This is a genomic window from Coleofasciculus sp. B1-GNL1-01, from assembly GCF_040220235.1.
GTDB lineage: Bacteria > Cyanobacteriota > Cyanobacteriia > Cyanobacteriales > Coleofasciculaceae > Coleofasciculus.
Genome location: NZ_JAVJTO010000135.1, coordinates 42,043 through 63,597, shown reverse-complemented (window position 1 = coordinate 63,597; position 21,555 = coordinate 42,043). Strand labels below are relative to the sequence as shown.

Annotated in this window: 22 protein-coding genes and 1 other RNA gene; 7 read left to right on the top strand and 16 right to left on the bottom strand. The window is 44.6% G+C overall.

Annotation, left to right across the window (positions count from 1 at the left end; translation table 11 throughout):
- Positions 1-16 precede the first annotated feature (16 nt).
- From RID53_RS31700 to RID53_RS31675, 6 genes are all read right to left on the bottom strand, one after another.
- Positions 17-1,561 (bottom strand): flavin monoamine oxidase family protein, encoded by a 1,545-nt coding sequence (locus tag RID53_RS31700; RefSeq protein ID WP_446391885.1) that lies wholly within the window; start codon positions 1,559-1,561, stop codon positions 17-19.
- Between the two features lie 183 nt (positions 1,562-1,744).
- Positions 1,745-3,226: a hypothetical protein gene (locus RID53_RS31695; protein WP_446391884.1), complete on the bottom strand. Its 1,482-nt coding sequence runs from the start codon at positions 3,224-3,226 to the stop codon at positions 1,745-1,747.
- Positions 3,227-3,975: 749 nt separating this feature from the next.
- Positions 3,976-4,128 (bottom strand): hypothetical protein, encoded by a 153-nt coding sequence (locus RID53_RS31690; RefSeq protein ID WP_446391883.1) that lies wholly within the window; start codon positions 4,126-4,128, stop codon positions 3,976-3,978.
- A 6-nt stretch (positions 4,129-4,134) separates the two neighbouring features.
- Positions 4,135-6,378 carry a substrate-binding domain-containing protein gene (locus RID53_RS31685; protein ID WP_446391882.1) on the bottom strand — a complete coding sequence of 748 codons (2,244 nt, stop codon included), beginning with the start codon at positions 6,376-6,378 and terminating at the stop codon, positions 4,135-4,137.
- A gap of 24 nt (positions 6,379-6,402) precedes the next feature.
- Positions 6,403-7,335 (bottom strand): DUF1822 family protein, encoded by a 933-nt coding sequence (locus RID53_RS31680; RefSeq protein ID WP_446391881.1) that lies wholly within the window; start codon positions 7,333-7,335, stop codon positions 6,403-6,405.
- A 135-nt stretch (positions 7,336-7,470) separates the two neighbouring features.
- Complete coding sequence (locus RID53_RS31675; protein WP_446391880.1) at positions 7,471-8,400, bottom strand: hypothetical protein; 930 nt, start codon at positions 8,398-8,400, stop codon at positions 7,471-7,473.
- A gap of 998 nt (positions 8,401-9,398) precedes the next feature.
- On the opposite strand from RID53_RS31675, the gene RID53_RS31670 reads away from it, so the two are divergent.
- A complete protein-coding gene (locus tag RID53_RS31670) occupies positions 9,399-9,935 on the top strand; it encodes a peptidoglycan-binding domain-containing protein (protein ID WP_446391879.1) in 537 nt (178 codons plus the stop codon).
- A gap of 151 nt (positions 9,936-10,086) precedes the next feature.
- Here RID53_RS31670 and hisS read toward each other — a convergent pair whose 3' ends face one another.
- From hisS to RID53_RS31650, 4 genes are all read right to left on the bottom strand, one after another.
- On the bottom strand, positions 10,087-11,475 hold the full coding sequence (gene hisS, locus RID53_RS31665) for a histidine--tRNA ligase (protein WP_446391878.1): 1,389 nt from the start codon (positions 11,473-11,475) through the stop codon (positions 10,087-10,089).
- Between the two features lie 119 nt (positions 11,476-11,594).
- Positions 11,595-12,560 (bottom strand): L-histidine N(alpha)-methyltransferase, encoded by a 966-nt coding sequence (gene egtD, locus RID53_RS31660; protein WP_446391877.1) that lies wholly within the window; start codon positions 12,558-12,560, stop codon positions 11,595-11,597.
- 257 nt (positions 12,561-12,817) lie between these two features.
- A complete protein-coding gene (locus RID53_RS31655) occupies positions 12,818-13,771 on the bottom strand; it encodes a J domain-containing protein (protein WP_446391876.1) in 954 nt (317 codons plus the stop codon).
- 292 nt (positions 13,772-14,063) lie between these two features.
- Entirely contained in the window at positions 14,064-14,888 is an 825-nt protein-coding gene (locus RID53_RS31650) for an inositol monophosphatase family protein (protein WP_446391875.1), read from the bottom strand.
- A 231-nt stretch (positions 14,889-15,119) separates the two neighbouring features.
- On the opposite strand from RID53_RS31650, the gene RID53_RS31645 reads away from it, so the two are divergent.
- Positions 15,120-16,253, top strand: a complete 1,134-nt coding sequence (locus RID53_RS31645; protein ID WP_446391874.1) for a 5-(carboxyamino)imidazole ribonucleotide synthase — start codon at positions 15,120-15,122, stop codon at positions 16,251-16,253.
- A gap of 71 nt (positions 16,254-16,324) precedes the next feature.
- On the opposite strand, the gene RID53_RS31640 is transcribed toward RID53_RS31645, so the two are convergent.
- Positions 16,325-17,254 (bottom strand): pentapeptide repeat-containing protein, encoded by a 930-nt coding sequence (locus tag RID53_RS31640; RefSeq protein ID WP_446391873.1) that lies wholly within the window; start codon positions 17,252-17,254, stop codon positions 16,325-16,327.
- 159 nt (positions 17,255-17,413) lie between these two features.
- On the opposite strand from RID53_RS31640, the gene ssrS reads away from it, so the two are divergent.
- Positions 17,414-17,596: non-coding RNA, 6S RNA (ssrS, locus tag RID53_RS31635), on the top strand.
- A gap of 81 nt (positions 17,597-17,677) precedes the next feature.
- On the opposite strand, the gene RID53_RS31630 is transcribed toward ssrS, so the two are convergent.
- The 3 genes from RID53_RS31630 to RID53_RS31620 all read right to left on the bottom strand — a co-directional run bounded on the left by RID53_RS31630 (position 17,678) and on the right by RID53_RS31620 (position 18,690).
- Positions 17,678-18,013 carry an element excision factor XisI family protein gene (locus RID53_RS31630; RefSeq protein ID WP_446391872.1) on the bottom strand — a complete coding sequence of 112 codons (336 nt, stop codon included), beginning with the start codon at positions 18,011-18,013 and terminating at the stop codon, positions 17,678-17,680.
- Positions 18,001-18,417, bottom strand: a complete 417-nt coding sequence (locus tag RID53_RS31625) for a XisH family protein (RefSeq protein WP_446391871.1) — start codon at positions 18,415-18,417, stop codon at positions 18,001-18,003. Before RID53_RS31625 ends, RID53_RS31630 begins: the two co-directional genes overlap by 13 nt.
- Positions 18,418-18,483: 66 nt before the next feature.
- Positions 18,484-18,690: a hypothetical protein gene (locus RID53_RS31620; protein WP_446391870.1), complete on the bottom strand. Its 207-nt coding sequence runs from the start codon at positions 18,688-18,690 to the stop codon at positions 18,484-18,486.
- Between the two features lie 82 nt (positions 18,691-18,772).
- Here RID53_RS31620 and RID53_RS31615 point away from each other — a divergent pair, with 82 nt between their 5' ends.
- Positions 18,773-19,513: an SDR family NAD(P)-dependent oxidoreductase gene (locus RID53_RS31615; protein WP_446391869.1), complete on the top strand. Its 741-nt coding sequence runs from the start codon at positions 18,773-18,775 to the stop codon at positions 19,511-19,513.
- A gap of 163 nt (positions 19,514-19,676) precedes the next feature.
- Here RID53_RS31615 and RID53_RS31610 read toward each other — a convergent pair whose 3' ends face one another.
- Positions 19,677-20,018: a HepT-like ribonuclease domain-containing protein gene (locus RID53_RS31610; RefSeq protein ID WP_446391868.1), complete on the bottom strand. Its 342-nt coding sequence runs from the start codon at positions 20,016-20,018 to the stop codon at positions 19,677-19,679.
- Positions 20,005-20,361, bottom strand: coding sequence for a nucleotidyltransferase family protein (locus RID53_RS31605; RefSeq protein ID WP_446391867.1), 357 nt, complete (start codon positions 20,359-20,361; stop codon positions 20,005-20,007). The genes RID53_RS31610 and RID53_RS31605 overlap by 14 nt, the downstream gene beginning before the upstream one ends.
- A 103-nt stretch (positions 20,362-20,464) precedes the next feature.
- Between RID53_RS31605 and RID53_RS31600 the strand changes: the two genes are divergently transcribed.
- From RID53_RS31600 to RID53_RS31590, 3 genes are read left to right on the top strand one after another with little or no spacing between them, the layout of a single operon-like run.
- On the top strand, positions 20,465-20,587 hold the full coding sequence (locus RID53_RS31600) for a hypothetical protein (RefSeq protein ID WP_446391866.1): 123 nt from the start codon (positions 20,465-20,467) through the stop codon (positions 20,585-20,587).
- Positions 20,588-20,591: 4 nt separating this feature from the next.
- Complete coding sequence (locus tag RID53_RS31595) at positions 20,592-20,843, top strand: UPF0175 family protein (protein WP_446370573.1); 252 nt, start codon at positions 20,592-20,594, stop codon at positions 20,841-20,843.
- Complete coding sequence (locus RID53_RS31590; RefSeq protein WP_446370484.1) at positions 20,840-21,331, top strand: DUF3368 domain-containing protein; 492 nt, start codon at positions 20,840-20,842, stop codon at positions 21,329-21,331. Before RID53_RS31595 ends, RID53_RS31590 begins: the two co-directional genes overlap by 4 nt.
- Positions 21,332-21,555: the final 224 nt, after the last annotated feature.

Sequence of the window (21,555 nt, the reverse complement as noted above, 5' to 3'; positions counted from 1 at the left end):
ATTTTACACTAAGATGCTAAAACTTAAGAATAGATGTTTCCAGAAGCTCAATAACTGCTGAAACTGCTGTCTGAATTGCCCCTTGCACCGAAGCATGATTAATGCCCAGATGTTCCCCGGCAAAAAAGACGCGAGGTTGCTGGTGAGGATAGGATTCACCCAACCATCCTTGATATCGCTCATGTTCTCCTGGAGCAAAAAAGGCATAAGAGCCAGAACCCAGTTTAGCCTTTTCATCCCAAATATAGTGAACGATATCATCAACGTATGGCTCAATCTGAGGATGGAGTTGCTTAACCTCACGTAACGTCAATTCAGTGCGATCGCCTTCTTCCAGACTCCGGAATTTTCGTGAATTCCCTTCCCAACGATACGCTGCTGTAAACGCAGACGGTTGGTGGGAACGTTCGCGATCGCAGGCTATCCAGTCAGGATTGTCTGATTGTTTATCTGCCAAGATAGCATTATCATCAGGATACCAACACTTTTCGATATTTAAATCTGTAAAACTTCCGCCACCATAGATTCCATCCTCAAACTCCCAAGGACGAGCGGTACAGTGAAATAAGGTTTTCGCGGCGCTACAATACCCCAGACTGTTAATCGCTTCCCTTTGTTGAGCAGGTAAAGGCGGATCAAAATCGATTTTTGCCAAAGCCGTAGTCGGAAGCGTACAGATGACAAAATCAAACTCGGCGCTTTGTTTACCCTGTAAACTATTCCAGTGGAGTTTAACGCCAGAATCCGTTAGTTCTATGGCGGTTACCTGGGCTTGAGTCTGAATGTCCCCTGGTATTCTTTCCGCAAAAGCGTTTACCAGGGTTTCCATCCCTCCGACTAACTTGTATTGTTCCACGCGATGCCAAGCAAAAAAGTCAATTAACCCATTCAAAAGAGAAACTTGATTATAATGGATCATCCCTGTCGCGTGACCGACGAATTCAAAGGCATCGGGGGAGAGGCGATCGCGAAAATATTGGGTTACCGAGAGGCTGTCGTATTCTCTTAGTCGGGAACTGGTGAAGCTAGGGGAAAACATCTCCCATTTCTCCTGATTAGACAAAGACTCAATTAACTCCTCTAATATAGTTTCGTAAATTACCGCTGGGTCTTGCTGCTCTTCAAGAGTTAAATGGTAATTATATAATAGGGATTTATAATTGTCAAGGCGAGTCTTTTGACCACGTAAATAATAGTAAGCGGCGGGATTGTAACTAACAAATTGTCTTCTTTTTAACTTAAATTTATCCATATAATAGAGGGTGCAACCATGACTAGCCGGAACCCTCATGGCGCCCAATTCGGCATGAGTGCTATCACTGAAATAGTGAGTATAAATACGACCCCCTAAACGCCCAGACGCTTCCAACAGGGTAACCTGGTGTTCCAGTTGACTCAATTCATAAGCACAAGTAAGTCCAGCAATTCCCCCACCGATAATACCAATGCTTTGGCGAATTCCCTGGGAATCATAACTATCCAGAGAACCCGGATGAGAGTAGAGATGATCAAAGGAAAACGGTTGATTTAACTGTTGTTGATAACGATAAGGATTAAACATTGATTCAGATACAATTACAATTATTCCCAGAGCCAAATTAACCCTTAGCCTAGGGGCGCAGGCTCCGTCAAGGGGTTGTAGAGACGTAAGGCGTGGAACGTCTGGGAGCAGAGGGAGTGCGATCGCATTTGCCATTATATACCGGGCATTCGTAGGGGCTTGGTCACCAAGGGAACCAAGCCCCTACTCTAAATCAACATATTCGGCTAAATTTTCAATTTGGGGATCACTAAACCGATACAGTAAACGCCACAGCACGGTATAACTCCCATCTAAACGCTGGTGAACCGGTTGAAACGCCACAATAACATCGCTACTCGGTGTGTTGAGAATGTCTGGTAAATAACGGCGCTGCGCCCGGGAAATTGGTTCTCCTTCAAGTACAGCTTCGGGTAACTGGAATTGAATTAATCTGACCAAATAGGTGTTATTTAATTTTACCTCTGAACCTGTAGCCGCAGGTGGACTTAAAGGCGGGACAAACCCAATCCCATCTTTACCTGTATAAAAGCGCCGTTGGTCTATTTGTAAAGCTTCTACTTCATTGGGCGGACGATAATTTAGGAATAAATCCCGTTGTTCAGGTGTAAGCGTAGGAATTGTGTTGAGATTGGCGTCGAGTTCGTCTAAAGAAACGTCGCCCAAATTGACGATAAAACCATAATCCAGCCCCTGCAAAGGAATAGTGAAGTTTCCATTTTCAATTTCCAACGCCAAGCTAGGAACGGAGTCCGTCGCCGATTCAACCCCAGTCGTTAAGGGAAAGGGTTGGGGGAGGGGAGATTGCAAGCGGTTTCGCAGCTTATTGGGATCAGGTTGATAGCTTTCGGCGAGAAAGATACGGGCAATTCCGGTGTTGGGTTGGTCAAGAAAGTCGGCATATCGTTGGGGTTCTAAGGGTAAAAGACCCAAAGTACTTTGGGTGGGAATGACTGAGTAGACACCAGGGTCAATAATACGAGCCGAGTCGGGAAATGCTGGTAATGTGGGTAATAATTGTTCCCGTGCGGCTAAAAGGGTTTGGGTGACAGCTTCTGGAGGCGCGATCGCAGGTTGTCGCGGTTGTCTCTGATAGTCTGTCAGGGGGCGCTTTGTCGGCATACCCAAGACAGGCGGTTCGGGTTCGGGGAAGTCGGGTACAGGTGCAAATTCAGGACGAAGTGGTGTGGCTAAATTCAACCGCAATCCTGGACGTTGATCATCTAATGGTAGGGTACTGGGTGCGGCTAACCCCGCTAGCATCGGTAACCGCATATCTAACAGATCAACCATGGGTTCCAGCTTCTGGGTGGATACATAAAGATTGCAGTACACCTGTCGCTGGGGTAAGGTTAACGGTGCAGGAACATCGGGATCAGGCGTTCCGTTATTACAGAGAAACTGGGGAATTCGATACTGACTATTCAAGAAGCGTTCCACTTTGCCGAGATGTAAGAAAAGTTGCGATCGCGTCGCTTCTACTTGATATACATTAGGACTGTAGTATGCTCGCTCAATCCGATTAATCAAATTCAGTTGTTCTTGAACCAGTCCTTCGGCTGGACGCCAAAATCCTTGGGCAAAGCTAGATTGTGCTGTTGTATCTTGGGCATTTGCCGTTGAGGGTGAAAGTAGCGGGAACGATAGGGATAAGGATAGTAACACCAATAACGATGAGTAGTGCATAAACTGTAGGGGCTTATTGCTTTGCGCCCGATTTAACGGTAGAATCTACTCCACCATTTTAGCTGTGTCAATCCAGTAGCGTAACAAGCGTCGGAATAAGCATCAGTATCTGGAGATATTCTTCATTTCGCTTCGCTTCATTCTCTAATGGCATAATCGGACACTTGATTAATAGTGGACTTTAGACAAATCCGATCCGGCACAGCGAGCGATCGCACTTCTTTTGATAACCATAATTCACTACATACCACTTAGCTCTTTCTTTCTGCTTCGCTACTGACATTTCCTTAGCTTGACTCAATTCTATAGCGCTACGCGCTAGGCTTTCTTGCAATAGGCAACACCTCGGCTTAATTTGTCAAGCTCTGATAAGTTAAACTATTCTTTCCCCCAGAACGGTTTAATTTTTTCAATCAGGATCTCGTCTCAACAAAACGTCATAATTGCTCGTTTTTTACCTCATTTTGGGAAAAAGCTACGAATTTTCAAGGGTTGCAGCGATTGTGAGAAACTTGTGCGATTTTCAGGTATACTATCTATGGTGGGTTTTTTGTGGGCAAAAATAATTTTGATACAGCTAAAACCCTTGAATCTTCGTAAGACTTTGTATAATTGACGGTTTTCGTCTCACTCCCAACCTCCCCCTGGGACGCATGTATTTTGTTAAAGTTATGATAAAAATCATTGCCAACTATTGACAAAAACACAGAGTACACATAATAAATGGCACTTTCTAGAACATTAAATAGTCAAGCACACAGATTGACACAGACAACTAAATAATTCCCCCACCAGCTAATCATTTTTTTATCCTTTGCTCCCTCAGCTCTCCCAGCTCCCCCAGCTCCCTCTGCTTCCCCAGCTTCATCGTATCTACGAAGCTGCTCAAGTATTTTCGCCAAGCTGCACTAGGGCGACGGACAAGCTTGAGCAACCGGAACAAATCCCGGTTCTTTTACCATCCCTTGACCCTTACCCGTTACTATCAAATTAGTATACGCTCTCCCAGCTTGTTCCTGGGCATTATTCTCACCTGGAAAATCTTTAATAATCACAAATAAGTTGCGAGTTAAAGGATACTCTCCACTTTTAAAAGCGGCTAAATTAACCTGATTGCGATGCTGGGGACAAGACTCCAGGGGAACTAACTCACCCTGATAGGGAGCAATCGCCGTCTTTCCTGGAAGTCCCAACGGTAAAGGGCGAATTCCACATTGAGAGACAATTTCCGGTGCTGAGGCGTAGTAAATCCCACCTAGATCATTGGTGACTTTACCGATTCCCGTGGTTGTCGAATCAACAAATTGGACAATTTGGGTATTAAACGGTTGTCCTCCTAAAACCGCATCGGTAAAAAATCGCACGGTTCCGCCTTCGGGTGCGCGGGAGTAGGGAGTAATCGGCACATCCGGACCTCCCACTTGTTGCCAGTTGCTAATTTTTCCGGTATAAATATCTTTAAGCTGAGTTAAGGTTAGGTTAGGAACATTTAGTTGCGGATTTACCCCGACTGCGATCGCGTCAATTGCCACTGGTGCCTGAATCAGTTCATAGCCTTGCTGTCTCGCCTCGGCTAAATCTTTTTTTCGCAGATGGGTAGAGGATAGACTGAAGGCAAAATATCCTCCCAATACCTGTTCAATTCCCTCCACTGAACCACTATACTTGGGTGGATTGAGCTGAAAATCGGGCAAGGCTATCTTGATCTGTTCGTGAAAGGGTTGAGCAAGAGGAACCCAAGTTGTACTTCCCCCATAATTAAACAGTTGTCCTTGGGGAATATTAATCATGAATGGTATCCGATTATCGTTCAATGAACAGATAAGGCGTTTCCACCATAACCAACCGCTGATGGCTGAGATACAAATAGCGCCGCCCAAAACTCCGATACCTATTAGTTTACCGATTGGCTTTTTCCCTGGGGATGAAACCTGGAGAGCTTTATCCTCAGTCGCCGACTGTTCCGGAGAAATCGGTTGGGGTAACGTCTGTTTATCTTCAGGTAAAATTGGCGGTTCAACCGACTCCCCTGATTCGGAGTTAACCTCAGGCTTTTTCTTTGCCAAAAAATCGTCCCACTTCACGGGTAAAACTGTAGGATTTTGGCAAATCACCGGTAATAGACTTGCACCCGGAAACCTTCTCTCAATATCCGATAAATCATGTAGCTTTTCCCGGGCTTCTCGGACTGAAGTATACAAGGATTTGCCACTGGAAAACGATTCCAGAAAATATCTCAAAAATTCTTGAGCAAACTTATCCGGTACAGGTTCCCGCATGACAATCATTTGCGGGATATTCAGGCGCTGCAACTCATTGGCTAATCCTAAACCATCACAGGAATTAAAAATCGCCAGTTGTAACCCTTTCTTAATCGCTCGTTTTAGGGTATTTCTTAACTCGCTAATGGCTAGCTTCTCGGTTTGGTTAATATAAATATAACCGCAATCGCCATCTCCTTGAGAGTAACTATGTCCCGCAAAGAAAAGAATATCCCACTCTTCACTCCACAGGGTTTCAAATTCTTGACGTTGCGGTTCCACCAGAAAGCGGACATCCGCTTGGGGTAAACCTTCGAGTAACCCTCTGTCTCTGGCAATATCAATTCCCTGGCTATTGCCTAAAATTGCCAAAATTCTGACTTTATTTTTCGGTTTAACCGGAGTTCCGACATCATGTTCTGTCGGACTAATCGCCACAGCCGCATTGGGAAACTCATCAAAAAAGTCCCACGTATCCCAGGGTAATTTCCGCAAATTGTGTTCACTGGTGCGGATAATGACGCGAATTTCTTCGTCTTCGTCTAACTCTCTGAGTAATTGCTCTTTGACACGGCGAAACTCTTCAGCCCTAAGCCAATGATTAATACTACCTTTTAGGGTATCAAATAAGACTTGACATTCATCAGCAGAGACAGGGGGGAGGAGTTCGGTTTCTTCATCTAGAATAACTGGACGCCTGAACGCTGTTTCTAAGCGGCGATAGGTTTGTTTCCAATTATCATAGTTTCCAGAAACCTGTAAATTAGCGGGTAGACTACCACCTGTCCGGATTTGACGATGCGGAAAACTCTCATCACCAATTTCTAGGGTAATCTGAAACCCTTGGCTAAAATTCCCATGTTCTAAATTAAGTTTAACGACCTTACCCATAGTTATGTTCTGGCTTTCCTCAGTTTAAATTATAAAATCCTCCGTTACGCTCTCCTCACCCAGCACCACTTTAACGGTAAATTGTTCCTCAGGTTGATCAATAAACTGAAAGGGTTTAGTTTGAATAGAATGGTCAGCGTTTCCGGCTTGAGTTTCTTGAAAAGATTCTCCAGTTTCATCCAGTACCATTAACTTGATACCTGCGGGTAAAGAGGTGTTACTCGTTAAAGAACGAACTTTAACCCGGATGCGAACATTTTGTTCATTGTCTTGATTCAGGTCAAGTATCAGTGCTAGACTTTGGTCTTTCAGTTGGATTATCTTCCCCCGCTTCACCGTCGCCGGATTGACACTTCTGAAGGCTAGACTAACGTCTGGTGTACCCAATAATGCTTCAACAGTTTGCCAACCCTCTGCCACAATACTATCAAACCATTGATTTAACTGAACCAGAGGTTTAGGTTCACGTTTGAGTTGAAGACACTTGAGCAAATTATCCAAAGATTGGAACTGGTTAAGAGATAACTCCTCCGTAGTCACAGTTTGAGTAAAACCCAGTAATGTTGCTTCGGTGAGGGATTCATTCATCCCGACGGCAACATAACCAATCCTATCTTCCCAAACTTCCGCTGGAATGTAAACAAAGTTTGTATCCGAGAACACAGGACGACACTCAAGTTTTACCCATTGCTCGTGCCGTTTAACCTTTAAGTCGGCAATATTGGCTAAAGACTGGATTAATGGGTCCCAGCTATCACTTCCAGTTAAATCTGTCTCTATTCCTTGGCGCTTGAGGTAGTCGTTAACTGCATACACGGCTAGGGTATTCAGATAAACCTGCTGCGCGTTGACAAAATTGAAGGGAGTAGATTGATGTTGACGAAACTGTTTGGCGTTTTGATGGGCTTGCCAACCTAGCTTAACTTTAGACATCGAGGCTTTATTGATATGAATCATCACGTTTTCTCCTGTTTATCGGTGTCGCTGTAATCTAATAAGTGGGTTGTTGAAAATAAACTGAACACTCCACCCGTTCTGTAAATCGTACTCAAATCATTACAAATGACAAATGACTAATGACCAATGACGAACTTAGGCACAGTCTTGGACATACTGTTTAATCCTTGGGGCAAACCGTTGAATACAACGCCAATAGAAACTACTCAAGGTTGTCACGGGAATTCCCAACTCTTCAGAAATCTCTTTCCAGCTTTTCCCCTGAATGCGTTTCGCTAAAAATATGGCTTGGAAGCTGGCGTTAGGATTTTTCTTGATCACCTCCTGTTGAAAAATTTTATCGGGATCACGTTCTATATAGTGCATGATTATTTCAAATGTCGTGGGAACATCTTTAGTTTCGCCTATAGTCTCTATTTCCTCGATAGCAATTGGTTTATCTTGGGTAATCTGGTAAGAGGCTCGGATGTCTCTTAATGTTCTATCCAGTCTAAAGTTAACCCAATTCATAAATACTCCATTTCCTCGTTCTGGGTCATATAAGTCAATTTTTTGGAAAACATAAAGCAATGTTCGATTTACGGCATCATCATAAATTAAGTTATAAAAATCACGAGAAAGTTCACCTCGGCGGGGATGGATCAGTCTCCGGGAGAGTTGAATTGCATTAATGAGTTCAGTTAAGAGATATTGGCGTTGCTGCGTCTGGGCTGGATGCTGTTTCGCTTCTAGGGCTAGCAGTTTCAGACGGTTGTCAGTGAGTATGTCTTGAAAGGCTTCCCGCATCCGTAGATTTGCCCATTCTCTTAAAGATTCATTTTCAGGATTGTAGCGGTCAATATCCGAGGACAGAGTAACCAAAAGTTGCTGGCGTGCGGCTTGGTAAATGTCTTGACAAGCACTGGATAGGGGTTGGTCTTTAAGTGGACGGCATATTGGGCGCGATCGCAGGATTCGATCAACCAGTTTGGTTACCTTTTGCCTTCGCTCTATACTTCCTGGGACAGTTTTATTGACCTCAATAATTAAATTAATTAACTCAGTTTTTTGAGATATATTAGACATCTATTAATCTCCAGATTTAAATACGTCCTATTAATTTCTTCATTCATTGGTTTCATTTTTGCAGAATCCTTTATCTTAACTATTCATACTTTTCAAAGCAAGCCTCAGTTTTGACTCTTCATGAATCATAGAATTAATCTATGTTTGTATTGGAGATCACTATTTCTCTGTAGTTATAGATACCTCTAAATTCGGGCGTTCACCTGATCACTCTGGCTGAGAGAGAAATTTTTACGCAATAGGTCAGTTTTTGTTACAAAGCTTTACATAGATTTGGCTAATGATGATAAGTAGATGGACACACTTAAAGTTAACGGTTGAGATATTAGGAAACTCTTAACGGGAAACATGGAACAGTAAGGGTTTGAGGGCGATTTACTTATTTGTTGCCTCAGCAGGAAATGATAGTAGTGACAATACGTAGCAGGTGTTGCCAGTGTGATTTGGTCTCAAGACCCAACATTAACCGCTCAGTAGGTCAAGAATCGTATCCTGACAACCGTTGACCCAATTCCAGCATTACAAGGAATAACCGTTTCAGGTGGGCTGCTCAATGCTTACAGCGTTTTCAGACTCGATGTGATACACCCTGTCCAAGAGTAGAAAAGCACTATCTCATCTTCCTGTACTACACCGTGTTAGAAAGTGCTGTACACTGCACGGTGAGGCAGTTTTGATTTTTTGGCTGGGGGAACTTCAGTTGAAACCGCAGCTACACAAACGAAACCCGCCTGCGCGGGTTTCCACAGGTTGAGATAAAATCCGTTAAATTGAATTAAGCGATCGCACTCTTGAACCGTCCCACTCAGGCGCGATCGCTTTTGCGTGATTTCCTTTCCGATGAACCTACTGTAGGATTAAGTTGAGAGAGACTACATCCTTGAACCCAATTCACCCAATCGGATGATTGACAAGACCTTTCTTTGGGCTGATTAGGTTAGTCAGGGTAAGTTCTCCGCCATCAACAATCTCTTAAATTTAATGTCACGCTCTGTATTATGCAAGCGCTTTTTAATCCAGAAACAACATCCAAGGTTAGACTCACAGCTAAATCGTCGGTTCGTAAACCTATACTGCAACTGGGTTCGGTGGGAGCCGAGGTTTTAGAACTGCAAAAGCTTTTGGCTCAGTGCGGTACCTACACGGGTCCAATGGGGGGGTATTTTGATTGCTCTGTCCATGATGCTGTGATGGAATTTCAGCAAAGTATGTTCCTCAAAGCAGATGGTATTGTTGATTCCCTGACGTGGCAAGCCCTTTATCAGGGTACTCCCGTTAATATGCCTGTACTAAACCGAGGTAGCCGACATGATATGGTGATTCCTTTACAGTGGGTGCTGCATCTGACTCAGGATTATGCTGCGCCAATTGATGGTCACTTTGGCGAACAAACAGAACGCGCTGTGCGATCATTCCAAAACCATCATGGCTTAGTGGAAGATGGCGTGGTCAGTGAGCAAACCTGGTATGCTCTTAGTCAAGTTCATGTCAGTCTACTCCATAACCGTTATCAAGACGCTTTGGTGGCAGTGTAGTTCATGGTTCCTTTTTCTGAAATGCGCGATCGCTAGCAACAGAAATCCAGTAATCACACCTAATGCGGATGATTAGCCAATTGTCTGTAACTTATGCTACAAAATTATTCCTTTTGTAGAGACACGCCATGGCGCGTCTCTACAGGAATGCTCAGGCTAATTGTTTGGTAACCTCATCAGCGAGTTGCTCTATATTGACAGCAATTTGCTCCCCGGTTCTCAGGTTTTTCAAACCGCATTTTTGAGCAGCAGCTTCTTCCGAGCCAATAATGACACAAAAGGGAATTCCCCGTTTATCAGCTTGCTGTAACTGTTTGCCTACAGAACGCTCGTCAAAACTGGTTATTGTACTAATTCCCGCCTGACGCAGTTTCTGAGATACCTCTAAATATAAAGGCATCAGGTCACTTTGCATATTCACCACCATCACTTGGGCGGGTGTAGACGAGAACGACTCCAGAATCCCGGCTTGAATCAACCGACTCATCAATCGAGTTAAGCCGATGGAAATGCCTACTCCTGGCATTTTATCCCCAACAAACATGCCCACGAGTTCTTCATACCGTCCCCCGGAACAAATACTGCCCAAGGCTTCGTGACCAACCAGTGTTGTTTCATACACTGTTCCCGTGTAATAATCTAATCCACGGGCAATGGAGAGGTCAATGCAAAATACGCGATCGCTCACCCCCAAATTCCGCACTCCGGTAATCACCGTTTCTAGTTCAGCAATGCCCGTTTTCAATACCTGAGCGTCTGGTTTATCCTCAAGCATGGCGTTTAATTGTGCCAACACCTCATCTACCGAACCCTGAATCTTGGTGAAGGTCAGAATTTGCTCGACTTGTTCATCGGATAACCCTTCAGACAAGAGCGCTTTTTTCACCTTTGATTCGCCAATTTTCTCGGCTGCATCTACAATCCGGATAGAGGGCATAATTTTGCTCTCGTCTAAACCAATCGACTCAAAAAATCCACTGAGAACTTTGCGATTGTTGATGCGGATCAAAAAGTCTCCTATATTAATCGCCGTAAAAATTTCGGCAATAATCGCTGGAATTTGAGCATCATAGAGTAAACTCAGCTTATTCCGACCCACTACATCAATATCACATTGGCGAAATTGGCGATAGCGTCCGGCTTTTGCCCGTTCTCCCCGAAATACCACATCTATCTGATAACGAGCAAAGGGGAACTGAAGTTCATTCAGGTGGCGGGCAATATAAGCTGCTAAGGGAACCGTCTGATCAAACTTTAATGCTCTCTCTTCTGAACCACTTTCTCCCGCCTGTTCTTTTTCAGCTTGGCGATTGGGCGGCAAAATTGGTTGCAACCCGTAAATAATATTATCCCCTTGATTTCCTTTGGCTTGCAGGACTTCTAATCGCTCAACGGCTGGAGTTTCGATGGGTGTGAATCCATACCGCTCAAAAACTTGGCGGATGGTATCGATTAAATACATCTCCAGACGCTTTTCGCCGGGGAGAAATTCGGGAAAACCACTCGGACAAGAAAAGTTTATTTTGTCAGCTTTTGCCATTTTTCAGGGAACAGGGAATAGGGAACAGGGATGTAGGGGCGGGTTTTACCGCTCACATTTTGCCATAAACCGATAATTTGACTAAACCCGCCCTTCTAGGGAACCGGGAATTAAAATTTCTAATGGCTAATCGTTAGGTAGTGGAGACTGAAGAGATGATCAGCATCTGTCCATACCTGTTGAGCATCGAATCCAGCATAATTTGCCATATCCTGGAACTCTTCAATGCTGTATTTATATGAATTTTCGGTGTGAATCGTTTCATCTTGACGAAAGTGGAACGGTGTGTTATCGATAACGACGCTTTGTTCCTTGAGACTGACTAAGTGCATCTCAATGCGGCTTTTATCTGGATTATAAAAAGCCCAGTGGCGAAAGTGGGATAAATCAAAATTAGCGTTTAACTCCTGATTAATCCGCTCTAGCAGGTTGAGATTAAATTCCGCAGTGACTCCCTGGGCATCATTATAGGCAGCATTTAAAATAGCTGGGTCTTTTTTCAAATCGACACCAATTAACATGGCATCACCTTTATCCAAAAGACGACACGACTGTTTCAGAAGATGGATGGCTTCTTGGGGATCGAGATTGCCAATCGTGGAACCCGGAAAGAAAATTAGCTTGTGATTAACAGGTTTTTTGCTGTAGGGTGGCAGTTGAAAATCTTGGGTATAATCTGCACAAACGGCGATCACATCCAAGTCAGGATAACATTGTGCTAGTTCTGCTGACGCTTGCAGCATGTGTTCTTGAGAGATATCAATGGGCATATACCCAGCTAGGTGCGGCAAGGCATCTAACAGTAAGCGGACTTTGGTACTATTACCACTACCATACTCGATCAGTAAGCAATCTTGACCTACGAGTTGGGCAATGTCAGCGCAATAGGTTTTTAACAGATAAATTTCTGTACGGGTGGGATAGTATTCCTCCACCTCACAGATCTGATCAAACAGTTCCGAACCCCGTTTATCATAAAAGAACTTGGGCGCGATCGCTTTTTGGGGTTGAGTCAAACCCTTGAATATCTCCTCACGTAAGCTGCTTAGGTGCGGCTTATAATCGTAAAACTCTAGATTATTCATTCATTCATTCTGCTAACCACCTACAGGGTGGATTCCTCTCCTATCATCTACCGCCAACGATCCTTTTTGCAAGTTATCTCATGTCCGGTTGAATACTTAGGGGCTGCTGAATAAGTGTTGTGGTGAGGGGGAGCGGGGGAAGCTGGGGGAACTGGGGAAGCAAGGGTACATTTTCCCTGAGCAAGGTGATGCTATACATTAGTTACAAGCTGCGCCCACAAGGGGACGCAGCAGTTGACCCTTTGTCCCTGATTCCCTTACTTTTTCTTGCCGCCAAACAATCCTCCAAATAAACCTCCGCCACCCGATTGCTCTTTCGACTTTTTGCCTGAACCCGATTTCTGGGTTAATTTGTCGATATATTGTTTCCCTTTCAAGGCGTTCTCTTCCTGCGGATTTAATTGCAAGGCTTTATTAATGTGTACCTTAGCCATGGACACTTGATTTTGCTTTAAATAAGCTAACCCTAATAAGCCATGACATTTGCTATTGGTTTGCTCTAATTTGAGGGCTTCTCGTAATTCTAAAACAGCACCCGCAAAATTGTTTTTCTGCATGTAGCTGTCGGCACGGCTGATATAAGCAGCAACTTTTGAGCCTTCTTGAGTTCCACCTCCCTTGGTTGAGGCATCATTGGTAGCGGCACCAGCTTGGGTTTTCTTAACCGCCTTACCCGGTCCTGCTGTTTTGGAAACTGCTGTTCCTGGAGAGGTTTTGCCGATGCCGGATTTGGAGGTTTTTCCTTTCAGCATCAAGTAAACTAAGTTGAGTTCACTGATTTCGCCAGTAACGTCCGTAACTCGATCAAGAGATTCGTATTGCTTAGAGGCTAGCGATTTCAAGGAGTTTCGATAAACAGAATCGGCATTTGCACCAGCTTTTGCCAATTGTTTAGCCACATCACTATAAATAGAAATTTTTCCTCCTTCTGCGGCTAAACGCTTGCCCATGTGTCCTAAACTAATCTTATAGTCGCGACTGCCGCGAAACAGTTGTTCCTTGGCAGGATTGACGAGTTTGGTTAACAGTTCATTGGCTTGCTGTTTTTCCTCATCTGTTTTGAATTTGCTGCTGTCAGGGTGGAGACGGCGAGTTACTTTGAGATACTGCTTCCGGACTGTCTTCTCATCCGCATCGACGGGAACGCCTAGAATGGCATGATAATCCGTGAAATCATACTTAAAAAGTCCGCGTTCAATTTCAAAAGCCATAGGGTGCTGTCCAATTGCTGTGACGAAAGAATAGTTTTATAGTCTGTCTTAGAGATGAGAGACCCCCTTGACATCCTCATAGCTATTGTAGAAAATACAGTTCCTAAGATCGGGTGCATCTCAAGACTGTTCGGTTAAGGGCAGCTGAGGGAGCAGGGGAAGCAGGGGAAGCAGGGGAAGCAGGGGGAGATAGGGAAGATGGGAAAGTAAATGACGTAGCTTACTTCTCGCTCCCTTGAGTATGACAAATGACATAAGACGAATGACATAAGACGAATGACAAATGACGATCTCAATTCCAACTGGACAGGGGTGGTGTCTGTAAAAGTTCCTGGCTGAGTTGGTCATGAATTTGACCATTGGTGGCGAGAATTCGTCCCGATTTTAGGACGAGAGGGCTACCATCATAAGCGGTGACTGTGCCACCTGCCTCTTGCACTAATACTACACCAGCCGTAATATCCCAGGGCGAAATTCCCCGTTCCCAATAACCATCTAAGCGTCCACAAGCCACATCTGCCAAATCCAGTGAGGCTGAACCACTGCGGCGAACGCCTTGGGTGAGGTGAGTTAGGTGACAAAACTCGGCATAGTTATTATCTGGGGTTTCGCGACGGTCATAGGCAAAGCCAGTTACCAGTAAGCTTTGATGGAAAGTCGATGTGTTAGAGACGTGAATGGGACGGCGGTTGCAAGTCGCCCCTAATCCCTTAGCGGCGCGAAAGAGTTCATGGCGAAAGGGATTATAGATGACTCCCACTTGCGGGATTTCGTCAATGAGTAATCCCACTGATGTAGAGGCAATGGGGTATTGATGAGCATAATTGGTGGTGCCGTCGAGGGGATCAATTGCCCACCGGTATTTACTCTGTTGATCTCCCCCTTGACCCGATTCTTCTGCCAAAATAGCATGATGGGGGACATGACGCCTTAAGACTTTTAAAATGACGGCTTCTGCTTCTTTATCTGCAACGGTGACTAAATCACCTGGACGCCCTTTCTCTTCTACGACATCTAGTTTACCCCAGTAGGTTTGCAAGATTGCCCCGGCTGCCATGGCGGCTTCTGTGGCGATATCAAGGAAGATTTGCAGTTGATCGGGTGTGGGTTGGCTCATGGTTGGTGATTAGAGTTTTCAGTTTTTCGGATAGTCGGGATGGGTTTGACTATAATAAAGCACTTAATAACTTGCGGCTTAATCATTTACTAATTTGGCTTGGTTGAATTCATACATACAGCTTTCCTTCAATGAATTAGCCCTGCTACCCTAAGCAGGATCTGCGCCTAAGTCCTAAAACGTTGACACCAAAATCCGCTACCATGGCAAACGAGTGACTCAAACCTATTGATGGCTAAGACTGTGAAACGAGTAGGGGTAATCGGTGGTGGACAACTGGCTTGGATGATGGGAGGTGGGGCTAAATCATTGGGTTTGGATTTGGTGATTCAAACACCCCAGCCTACTGATCCAGCCGTTAGTGTTGCCTCCGATACCATCTTTGCCCCGATTGATGATGCCGCCGCAACTGCAAAGTTAGCTGCCCATTGTGATGTGATCACATTTGAGAATGAATTTATTAATTTGGATGCGTTGTTTCCCTTGGCAAACCAAGGTGTCTGTTTTCGCCCCCGCCTAGACGCCTTAGCCCCCCTACTCGATAAATATCACCAACGTTGCTATTTATGTGACATTGGCTTACCCCAACCTGCTTTTAACTTACTAGAGACACCCCTCAACCCTGATACACTGACATTTCCCCTGGTTCTCAAAGCGCGACGCCACGGCTATGATGGTCAAGGCACGTTTATTTTTAAGGATAGAGAGAGTTTCCAGGAACTCTGGCAAAAAGTTGCCGATACACCTCTACTCGTCGAGGAATTTATACCCTTTGAACGAGAATTAGCTGTCATCGCGGCTCGTTCTGTAAGCGGTGAGGTAGTAGTTTACCCGGTTGTCGAAACCCAGCAGGAAAATCAAGTGTGCCGTCGGGTGATTATTCCCGCCCCGATTAGTCCAGAGACAGAACAAGAGATTAACGCGATCGCACGTACCTTACTCAATAGTCTACAAGCTGTGGGCGTGTTTGGGATTGAACTCTTTCTCACCGCCAATAATCGGCTATATGTCAACGAAGTCTCCCCTCGTACCCACAATTCTGGACATTTTAGTCTCGATGCTTGTGAAACTTCGCAGTTTGAAATGCATTTACGGGCAGTTGCCGGATTATCCTTGACAAAACCAACACTTAAGTGTAAAGGAGCCGTCATGGTTAATCTATTGGGTTACGAATATTCCCAAAATGATTACCTTGAAAAACGGCAAAAACTCGCCAGTCAGCCACAAACTTATGTGCATTGGTATAGGAAAAAACAATCGCGCCCAGGGCGCAAACTCGGTCATGTCACCGTTCTCCTGGATTCTAGTTCAGGGAAGAACCCCCAGGCGATCGCACAAAAAATAGAAACCCTGTGGTACGGTTAAAGTCTTGACCATTCACGAGCTTCGAGGGCATGGGGCGTGAGTGTTTAGGGGCGGGCTTTACCGAAAATAAATCATTCTAATTGGGAAATCCCCTTTAAAACAAAGTCACTTTGAGCTTGAGCCATAATCTGAATCATCGCCTTAAAATCAGCATTTCGTTGGCGATATTTGGTGATTAAATCCTCTGACTGAACTCTAACACCTAACGCTTCTAGATAATCTGCCTCAATGCGTTGAAGTTCCTGTTTATAGCGCTGCTTAAACGATTGCTCAATTTTTGCCTTATCCTGCTCTGGAAGAACGTTGAGGTGGATAACGACAGTACCTCGATGCTTCGTTTCAATCGCTTGAATAGAAACCGGAAAATTATCGTTTTCCTTCTCCAACTCTTGAAAAGCAACCAAAAAAGCCTGCCAATCAATCCCCTTGCGGAAAATCAACTCAACGGTTTCCAGCGTTTTTTGGAAAAGCTTTGTAAACTCACCCGGCTCAAATGTACCACTATGAGGACGGCGTTCTTGCAGTACATATCGTTTACTTTTAGGAGAATATCTGGATTTAAGATAAACATAGTCGCAGATCACTCCAGTTAAGTTGGTTGTACTATCAATATTCCAATCTTCTAAGCAAACGCCTGTAAATATGGCTCTCTCAAAGTTTGTACCTAACGCTTGAGTTCTAATCAATCGGGCTTCAGATAAATCAGCGCCGCTTAAAAGCGCATTTCTAAAATCTGCGCCTGTAAAATCAGCTTTTCTCAAATTGGCATCGGTCAAGTCGGCTTCAAGCAAATCCGTGCCAAAGAGGTTCGCCCCTTGAATGTTCGCCCCTCTCAGGTTAAACCCACTCAAATCCAATAAATTTAGGTTAGCACCCTCCAGCATGGGAGTAACATCAGGATGCTTCTCGCGCCAACTGTTCCAGTGGAATAACCCCAGTTTTACAAGATAGGAATGGGGTTCGCTGTACACCATCTGACCATAACCCCGAACATCATACATAATTTGCGATCGATGACACTCATCAGTTTAGCTTAGAGCGACAGCCCATGATTAGACATGAACAGCAGACTGTTTCATGGCGCACGCCATGCGCCCTGTAGAAGGCGGCGATACGGGACAGTAGACATCTGGAAATAAATCGTTAAAATAGGGGTACAGGTTCCACTGGAACGTTGGTGACTGCCAATAGTGTTTTTTGATCTTTGTTTGTATGTAAAAGGGAATCGAGAGACCTTGTGGCAGTAGACCGGGCATGAACCCGGAAACTTAAAACGAGTGTCCACGATGCCCACCTGGTTTTCCAGGTCATAAGCTGAGGCAAGACGGCGTTCCGGTGAACCTGCAATAATTCGCAAAAATTTCCCCCTGTCTTAGGTGACTGGGGGATTTTGCGCTTTGGCTTTCTCTGAGGTCTGTTCAAGCCTAAGCAACGCCATACCCAGTATAAGGGCGTTTGTAGGGCGGATGTAACCCTAATATAATGTCTTCTTTAGGGATGTCCATTTCCTGCAATTCTTGACCCACATCGATGTCAGTTGTGTTTTGCTGTAGCCAAATCTTGCCGTCTTTAATATCAAAATGTATGACAGTGTGATAGACTCGCTTTAAGCCGTTCCAACCCACTCGCATGAGTTGATAATGATCTCGCACCGAATCAAAAAATAGCTGGCTTTCTACATCTTGGTCACGGGATTTATACTGGCTGTGTTTTTCTAAAATAGTTTGAATACAGGAGCGATAATGTTCTAGCTTCTCCATTGCACAATCTCCTCAGTTACAGGTTCGTAAATAATGAGTTTGAGTTGATAGCGATCTACGGCTACTTGAGCAAATTGACTTTGAAAAAAGGTTTCATAAGTTTCTAGGGGAACTGCCAGGTAGAGCAAGCGGTCAGGTTCCTTAACATCCAGCATAATTTTATAGTTGAGGAATTGACCCAAAGCGGTATGGAAATCACTGATTAATGAAGTTCCGATAAAGCTTTTAATTTCAACAGCAATCTTTTCTCCACCTCGCTGTGCTGCAATCAACCGCTCGGCTGCCAAATCAATTTTAACCTTGACCTCTTCCCATTCCAGTTCCAGTGGATCGTCGGTAATCATCCACTCGTCTTTCTCTAACCCGCGTCTGACTGCTTGGTGAAAAAGGTCTTTTGCCGCCATATTCTCGATTGATTTGTTAATTAGCCTGGTGTTCCCTGTGAGTCATTCATGCATTATGTCCTATTTCTAGTTGAATAATTGACAACTGGAAGCGTAGCCAAGAGAACGATAGGTATAATCGGCTTCACCTGACGCTTGTTGAATAATTTGCAGAAATCCTTGTTGTGTAGGAGAAACGCGATCGCATAACAGTAGATCATCTACGCTAGACACAATCACTCCGAAGGGAGCGATCACATAATAGCACCATGCACAGCGCGATCGCACGCTCATCTTGGCAGACTTGGTGGTTCTCTGGGAGGATAACGTTTCGATTCCAAGCCTGTTCTATTTAAAGGAGACAAAGAGAATTTAGATGGCTGATCTTAAGGGAAAGAAAGCATTGGTAACAGGGGGTAGCCGAGGTATAGGTGCTGCGATCGCGAAACAATTGGCATCGGAGGGGGCTGATGTGGCAATTACTTACCGTGCATCCGTCGAGATGGCAAAGCAGGTGGTGACGGAAATTAAGCAGTATGGCGTTAATAGTATAGCGTTGCAAGCTGATGCGATACAGGCGGAAAATGTCGCCGCCGCCGTCAAGGAAATGATTCGTCAATTGGGTGGGTTAGATATTCTGGTTAATAATGCTGGGATTGTTGATTCAAAATTGGTAACTGAAACCACACTTGAAGATTTTGACCGGATTATACAAATCAATGTCCGTTCCGTATTCGCGGCTGTGTGTGAAGCGGTAAAGGTTATGGGTGAGGGCGGTCGAATTATTAATATTGGCAGTATGTATGGGGATATGATACCCTTTCCCAGAAGGTCGCTTTATACCATGAGTAAGGGCGCTGTAGCGGCGATGAGTCGGGGCTGGGCAAGGGATTTAGGGGCTAAAGGGATTACCGTGAATACGGTTCAACCGGGTCCAATTGATACGGATATGAAACCCACCGATCCTTCCGTGGTGAACACCATTAGTGCCATGACAGCGATCAGGCGCTATGGTACACCCCAGGAGGTGGCAGAATTGGTTACATTTCTGGCTAGTTCCAAGGCGGGAAACATTACTGGGGCAACGCTGAATGTAGATGGTGGTATGACGGCTTGAATCCTAAGTAATGCCCTTAGTTTTTACGATATATGGCGTAACGAAGGAAGCTAAATTTTTAGGGGGAGATTGGAAAATGGTAATTGTGTAGGGGCGGGTTTTACTACTATCTTTTCGGTTGTACCCAGATGGGACTAAACCCGCCCCGATTAAGGTTTATAGCCTACTCTTTCATTTCTGCGAGGCTGGTTTGAATTTGCTGGAGGAGTTGGGGAATGTTGATTTGAATGACTTCCCACAGAATTTTAATATCAACTTCTTTGTACTCATGCACAACTCGGTTACGCATTCCTCGAATTGCGTTAATAGGAATTTTTGGATGAGCCTGGGTGAATGCTGGCGATAGGCGGTTCACAGCCTCGCCAATTATGACGATTTGATAGAGGACAGAGGATTGAGTTTTTAAGTCTTCGGCAAAGGTTTGATAGTCCAAGGTTTCGCAGAATTCCACAATTAAGCGACTGGCTCTAATCAAATCCAGTAAAACCTCTTTATCTCTGTTCATAAATCACTTTAGAGTTGTCTAAAATATTCTGGCGACGTATAGGGTTATGGCTTTGTTGAATTGCTGATTTGGTGACGACATCAACGGGGCGGTGAAACAGTTGGCTCAGTTGTTGCTCAATAAGATCGAGATCGAAAAATGTAATTCTGGCTTGTTCTGAAAATTTCACTAATACATCAATGTCGCTATCGACATTAAAGTCTTCTCTCAAGATTGAGCCAAAGAGAGAAAGCTCTACGATTTGCCAGTGTTGACATAGTTTTTTTAGAAATTCACCGGAAATGGTTATACCATGAGGAATAGGGATTTGATGAGCTACTGTTGATAAATTTGAATCATTCATAATGAATATTCCGTACTACACCCTCTTGAAAAGGACTGTAGCAAAAATTATATTGTACCGCCAAATCCATTACTCTGAGTCTTTATAACAGGTGAATCATTTTGTGACTGTAGTATTGGTCAGCGTTTACGGCGGCGGGATTATAATTGAGTCAGGAGCGCGAGCCGGGAAACTCTGGCTAATCCTGAAATTGACCCAGAAAATCAATGTCAGCGTGGGAGAGTGAGCCGATGCAAATTACTCTGAATCTACCGGATAGCCTTAGCCAAACTGAAACCTTTAATCAGAAGGACTGGCTTAGGGAAATTGCTGTCGCCCTATTTGAGCAAGAGCGGGTTTCTCTCAGCCGTGCCAGCACAATTGCGGCGATGGATATTATGGACTTTCAAAAGCTGCTGGCAGAGCGTGGCATCTGTGTTCACTACGATGTAGCAGATTTTGAACAGGATGTTCAGCACCTGCGCGATCGCGGCTGGCTATGATTGTTGTCAGCGATACCTCTGCTGTTTCCAATCTTGCCATTGTTAATCATCTTTGGTTGCTAGAAGCGATTTATCAAAGGGTGATTATTCCTGACATTGTGGCTAGGGAACTAGCCGCCGCCAGCAATCCCATCATTCCAGCCATTCTCCAAGTCGGCTGGATTCAAACCCAATCCCTCACCCACTCCCAACTTGCCAACCAACTGCAACAAGAACGAGGATTGGATGCTGGAGAAGCGAATGCGATCGCCTTGGCACTGGAGCTACAAGCGGATGATCTACTGATTGATGAACGCTTGGGACGGCAAGAAGCTCTGCGGTTAGGGCTGTCTATCATTGGTATTCTGGGCATTCTGCTGGTTGCCAAACAAAGAAGCCTCATCCCCCAGGTTCAACCTGTTATGGATGCCCTGATCAACGAGGCTGGTTTTCGCGTCAGCCCCCAGCTTTATCAGCGTATCTTAGCTCTTGCCCAAGAGCCTGATTAAAATTGATTTTACGGCGATCGCCTTATAACTTACATTCCGCAGATCCTGACTGAGAGCATTAGGAAGGAATGAAAAATTCACTCCGACAAAATTAATAGGTCTAACAATTCTTGTGTTTCTGTATTATTATACCGCCAAATCCATTACTCTGAGTCTTCATAACTCATTTCGATGTAACTAGACCAGCGCGAAGCGCTATAGTAGCGAGCAAGATGCTCGCACTA

Excerpts from the sequence above, each read along its gene's own strand:
- RID53_RS31675 (WP_446391880.1), bottom strand. The coding sequence starts at position 8,400 with ATGTCTAATATATCTCAAAAAACTGAGTTAATTAATTTAATTATTGAG.
- RID53_RS31625 (WP_446391871.1), bottom strand. The coding sequence starts at position 18,417 with ATGGCGGCAAAAGACCTTTTTCACCAAGCAGTCAGACGCGGGTTAGAG.
- RID53_RS31695 (WP_446391884.1), bottom strand. The coding sequence starts at position 3,226 with ATGCACTACTCATCGTTATTGGTGTTACTATCCTTATCCCTATCGTTC.
- RID53_RS31610 (WP_446391868.1), bottom strand. The coding sequence starts at position 20,018 with ATGAACAGAGATAAAGAGGTTTTACTGGATTTGATTAGAGCCAGTCGC.
- RID53_RS31605 (WP_446391867.1), bottom strand. The coding sequence starts at position 20,361 with ATGAATGATTCAAATTTATCAACAGTAGCTCATCAAATCCCTATTCCT.
- RID53_RS31590 (WP_446370484.1), top strand. The coding sequence starts at position 20,840 with ATGATTGTTGTCAGCGATACCTCTGCTGTTTCCAATCTTGCCATTGTT.
- egtD (WP_446391877.1), bottom strand. The coding sequence starts at position 12,560 with ATGAATAATCTAGAGTTTTACGATTATAAGCCGCACCTAAGCAGCTTA.
- RID53_RS31670 (WP_446391879.1), top strand. The coding sequence starts at position 9,399 with ATGCAAGCGCTTTTTAATCCAGAAACAACATCCAAGGTTAGACTCACA.
- hisS (WP_446391878.1), bottom strand. The coding sequence starts at position 11,475 with ATGGCAAAAGCTGACAAAATAAACTTTTCTTGTCCGAGTGGTTTTCCC.
- RID53_RS31680 (WP_446391881.1), bottom strand. The coding sequence starts at position 7,335 with ATGATTCATATCAATAAAGCCTCGATGTCTAAAGTTAAGCTAGGTTGG.
- RID53_RS31700 (WP_446391885.1), bottom strand. The coding sequence starts at position 1,561 with ATGTTTAATCCTTATCGTTATCAACAACAGTTAAATCAACCGTTTTCC.
- RID53_RS31630 (WP_446391872.1), bottom strand. The coding sequence starts at position 18,013 with ATGGAGAAGCTAGAACATTATCGCTCCTGTATTCAAACTATTTTAGAA.
- RID53_RS31655 (WP_446391876.1), bottom strand. The coding sequence starts at position 13,771 with ATGGCTTTTGAAATTGAACGCGGACTTTTTAAGTATGATTTCACGGAT.
- RID53_RS31595 (WP_446370573.1), top strand. The coding sequence starts at position 20,592 with ATGCAAATTACTCTGAATCTACCGGATAGCCTTAGCCAAACTGAAACC.
- RID53_RS31640 (WP_446391873.1), bottom strand. The coding sequence starts at position 17,254 with ATGTATGATGTTCGGGGTTATGGTCAGATGGTGTACAGCGAACCCCAT.
- RID53_RS31685 (WP_446391882.1), bottom strand. The coding sequence starts at position 6,378 with ATGGGTAAGGTCGTTAAACTTAATTTAGAACATGGGAATTTTAGCCAA.
- RID53_RS31615 (WP_446391869.1), top strand. The coding sequence starts at position 18,773 with ATGGCTGATCTTAAGGGAAAGAAAGCATTGGTAACAGGGGGTAGCCGA.
- RID53_RS31650 (WP_446391875.1), bottom strand. The coding sequence starts at position 14,888 with ATGAGCCAACCCACACCCGATCAACTGCAAATCTTCCTTGATATCGCC.
- RID53_RS31620 (WP_446391870.1), bottom strand. The coding sequence starts at position 18,690 with ATGAGCGTGCGATCGCGCTGTGCATGGTGCTATTATGTGATCGCTCCC.
- RID53_RS31645 (WP_446391874.1), top strand. The coding sequence starts at position 15,120 with ATGGCTAAGACTGTGAAACGAGTAGGGGTAATCGGTGGTGGACAACTG.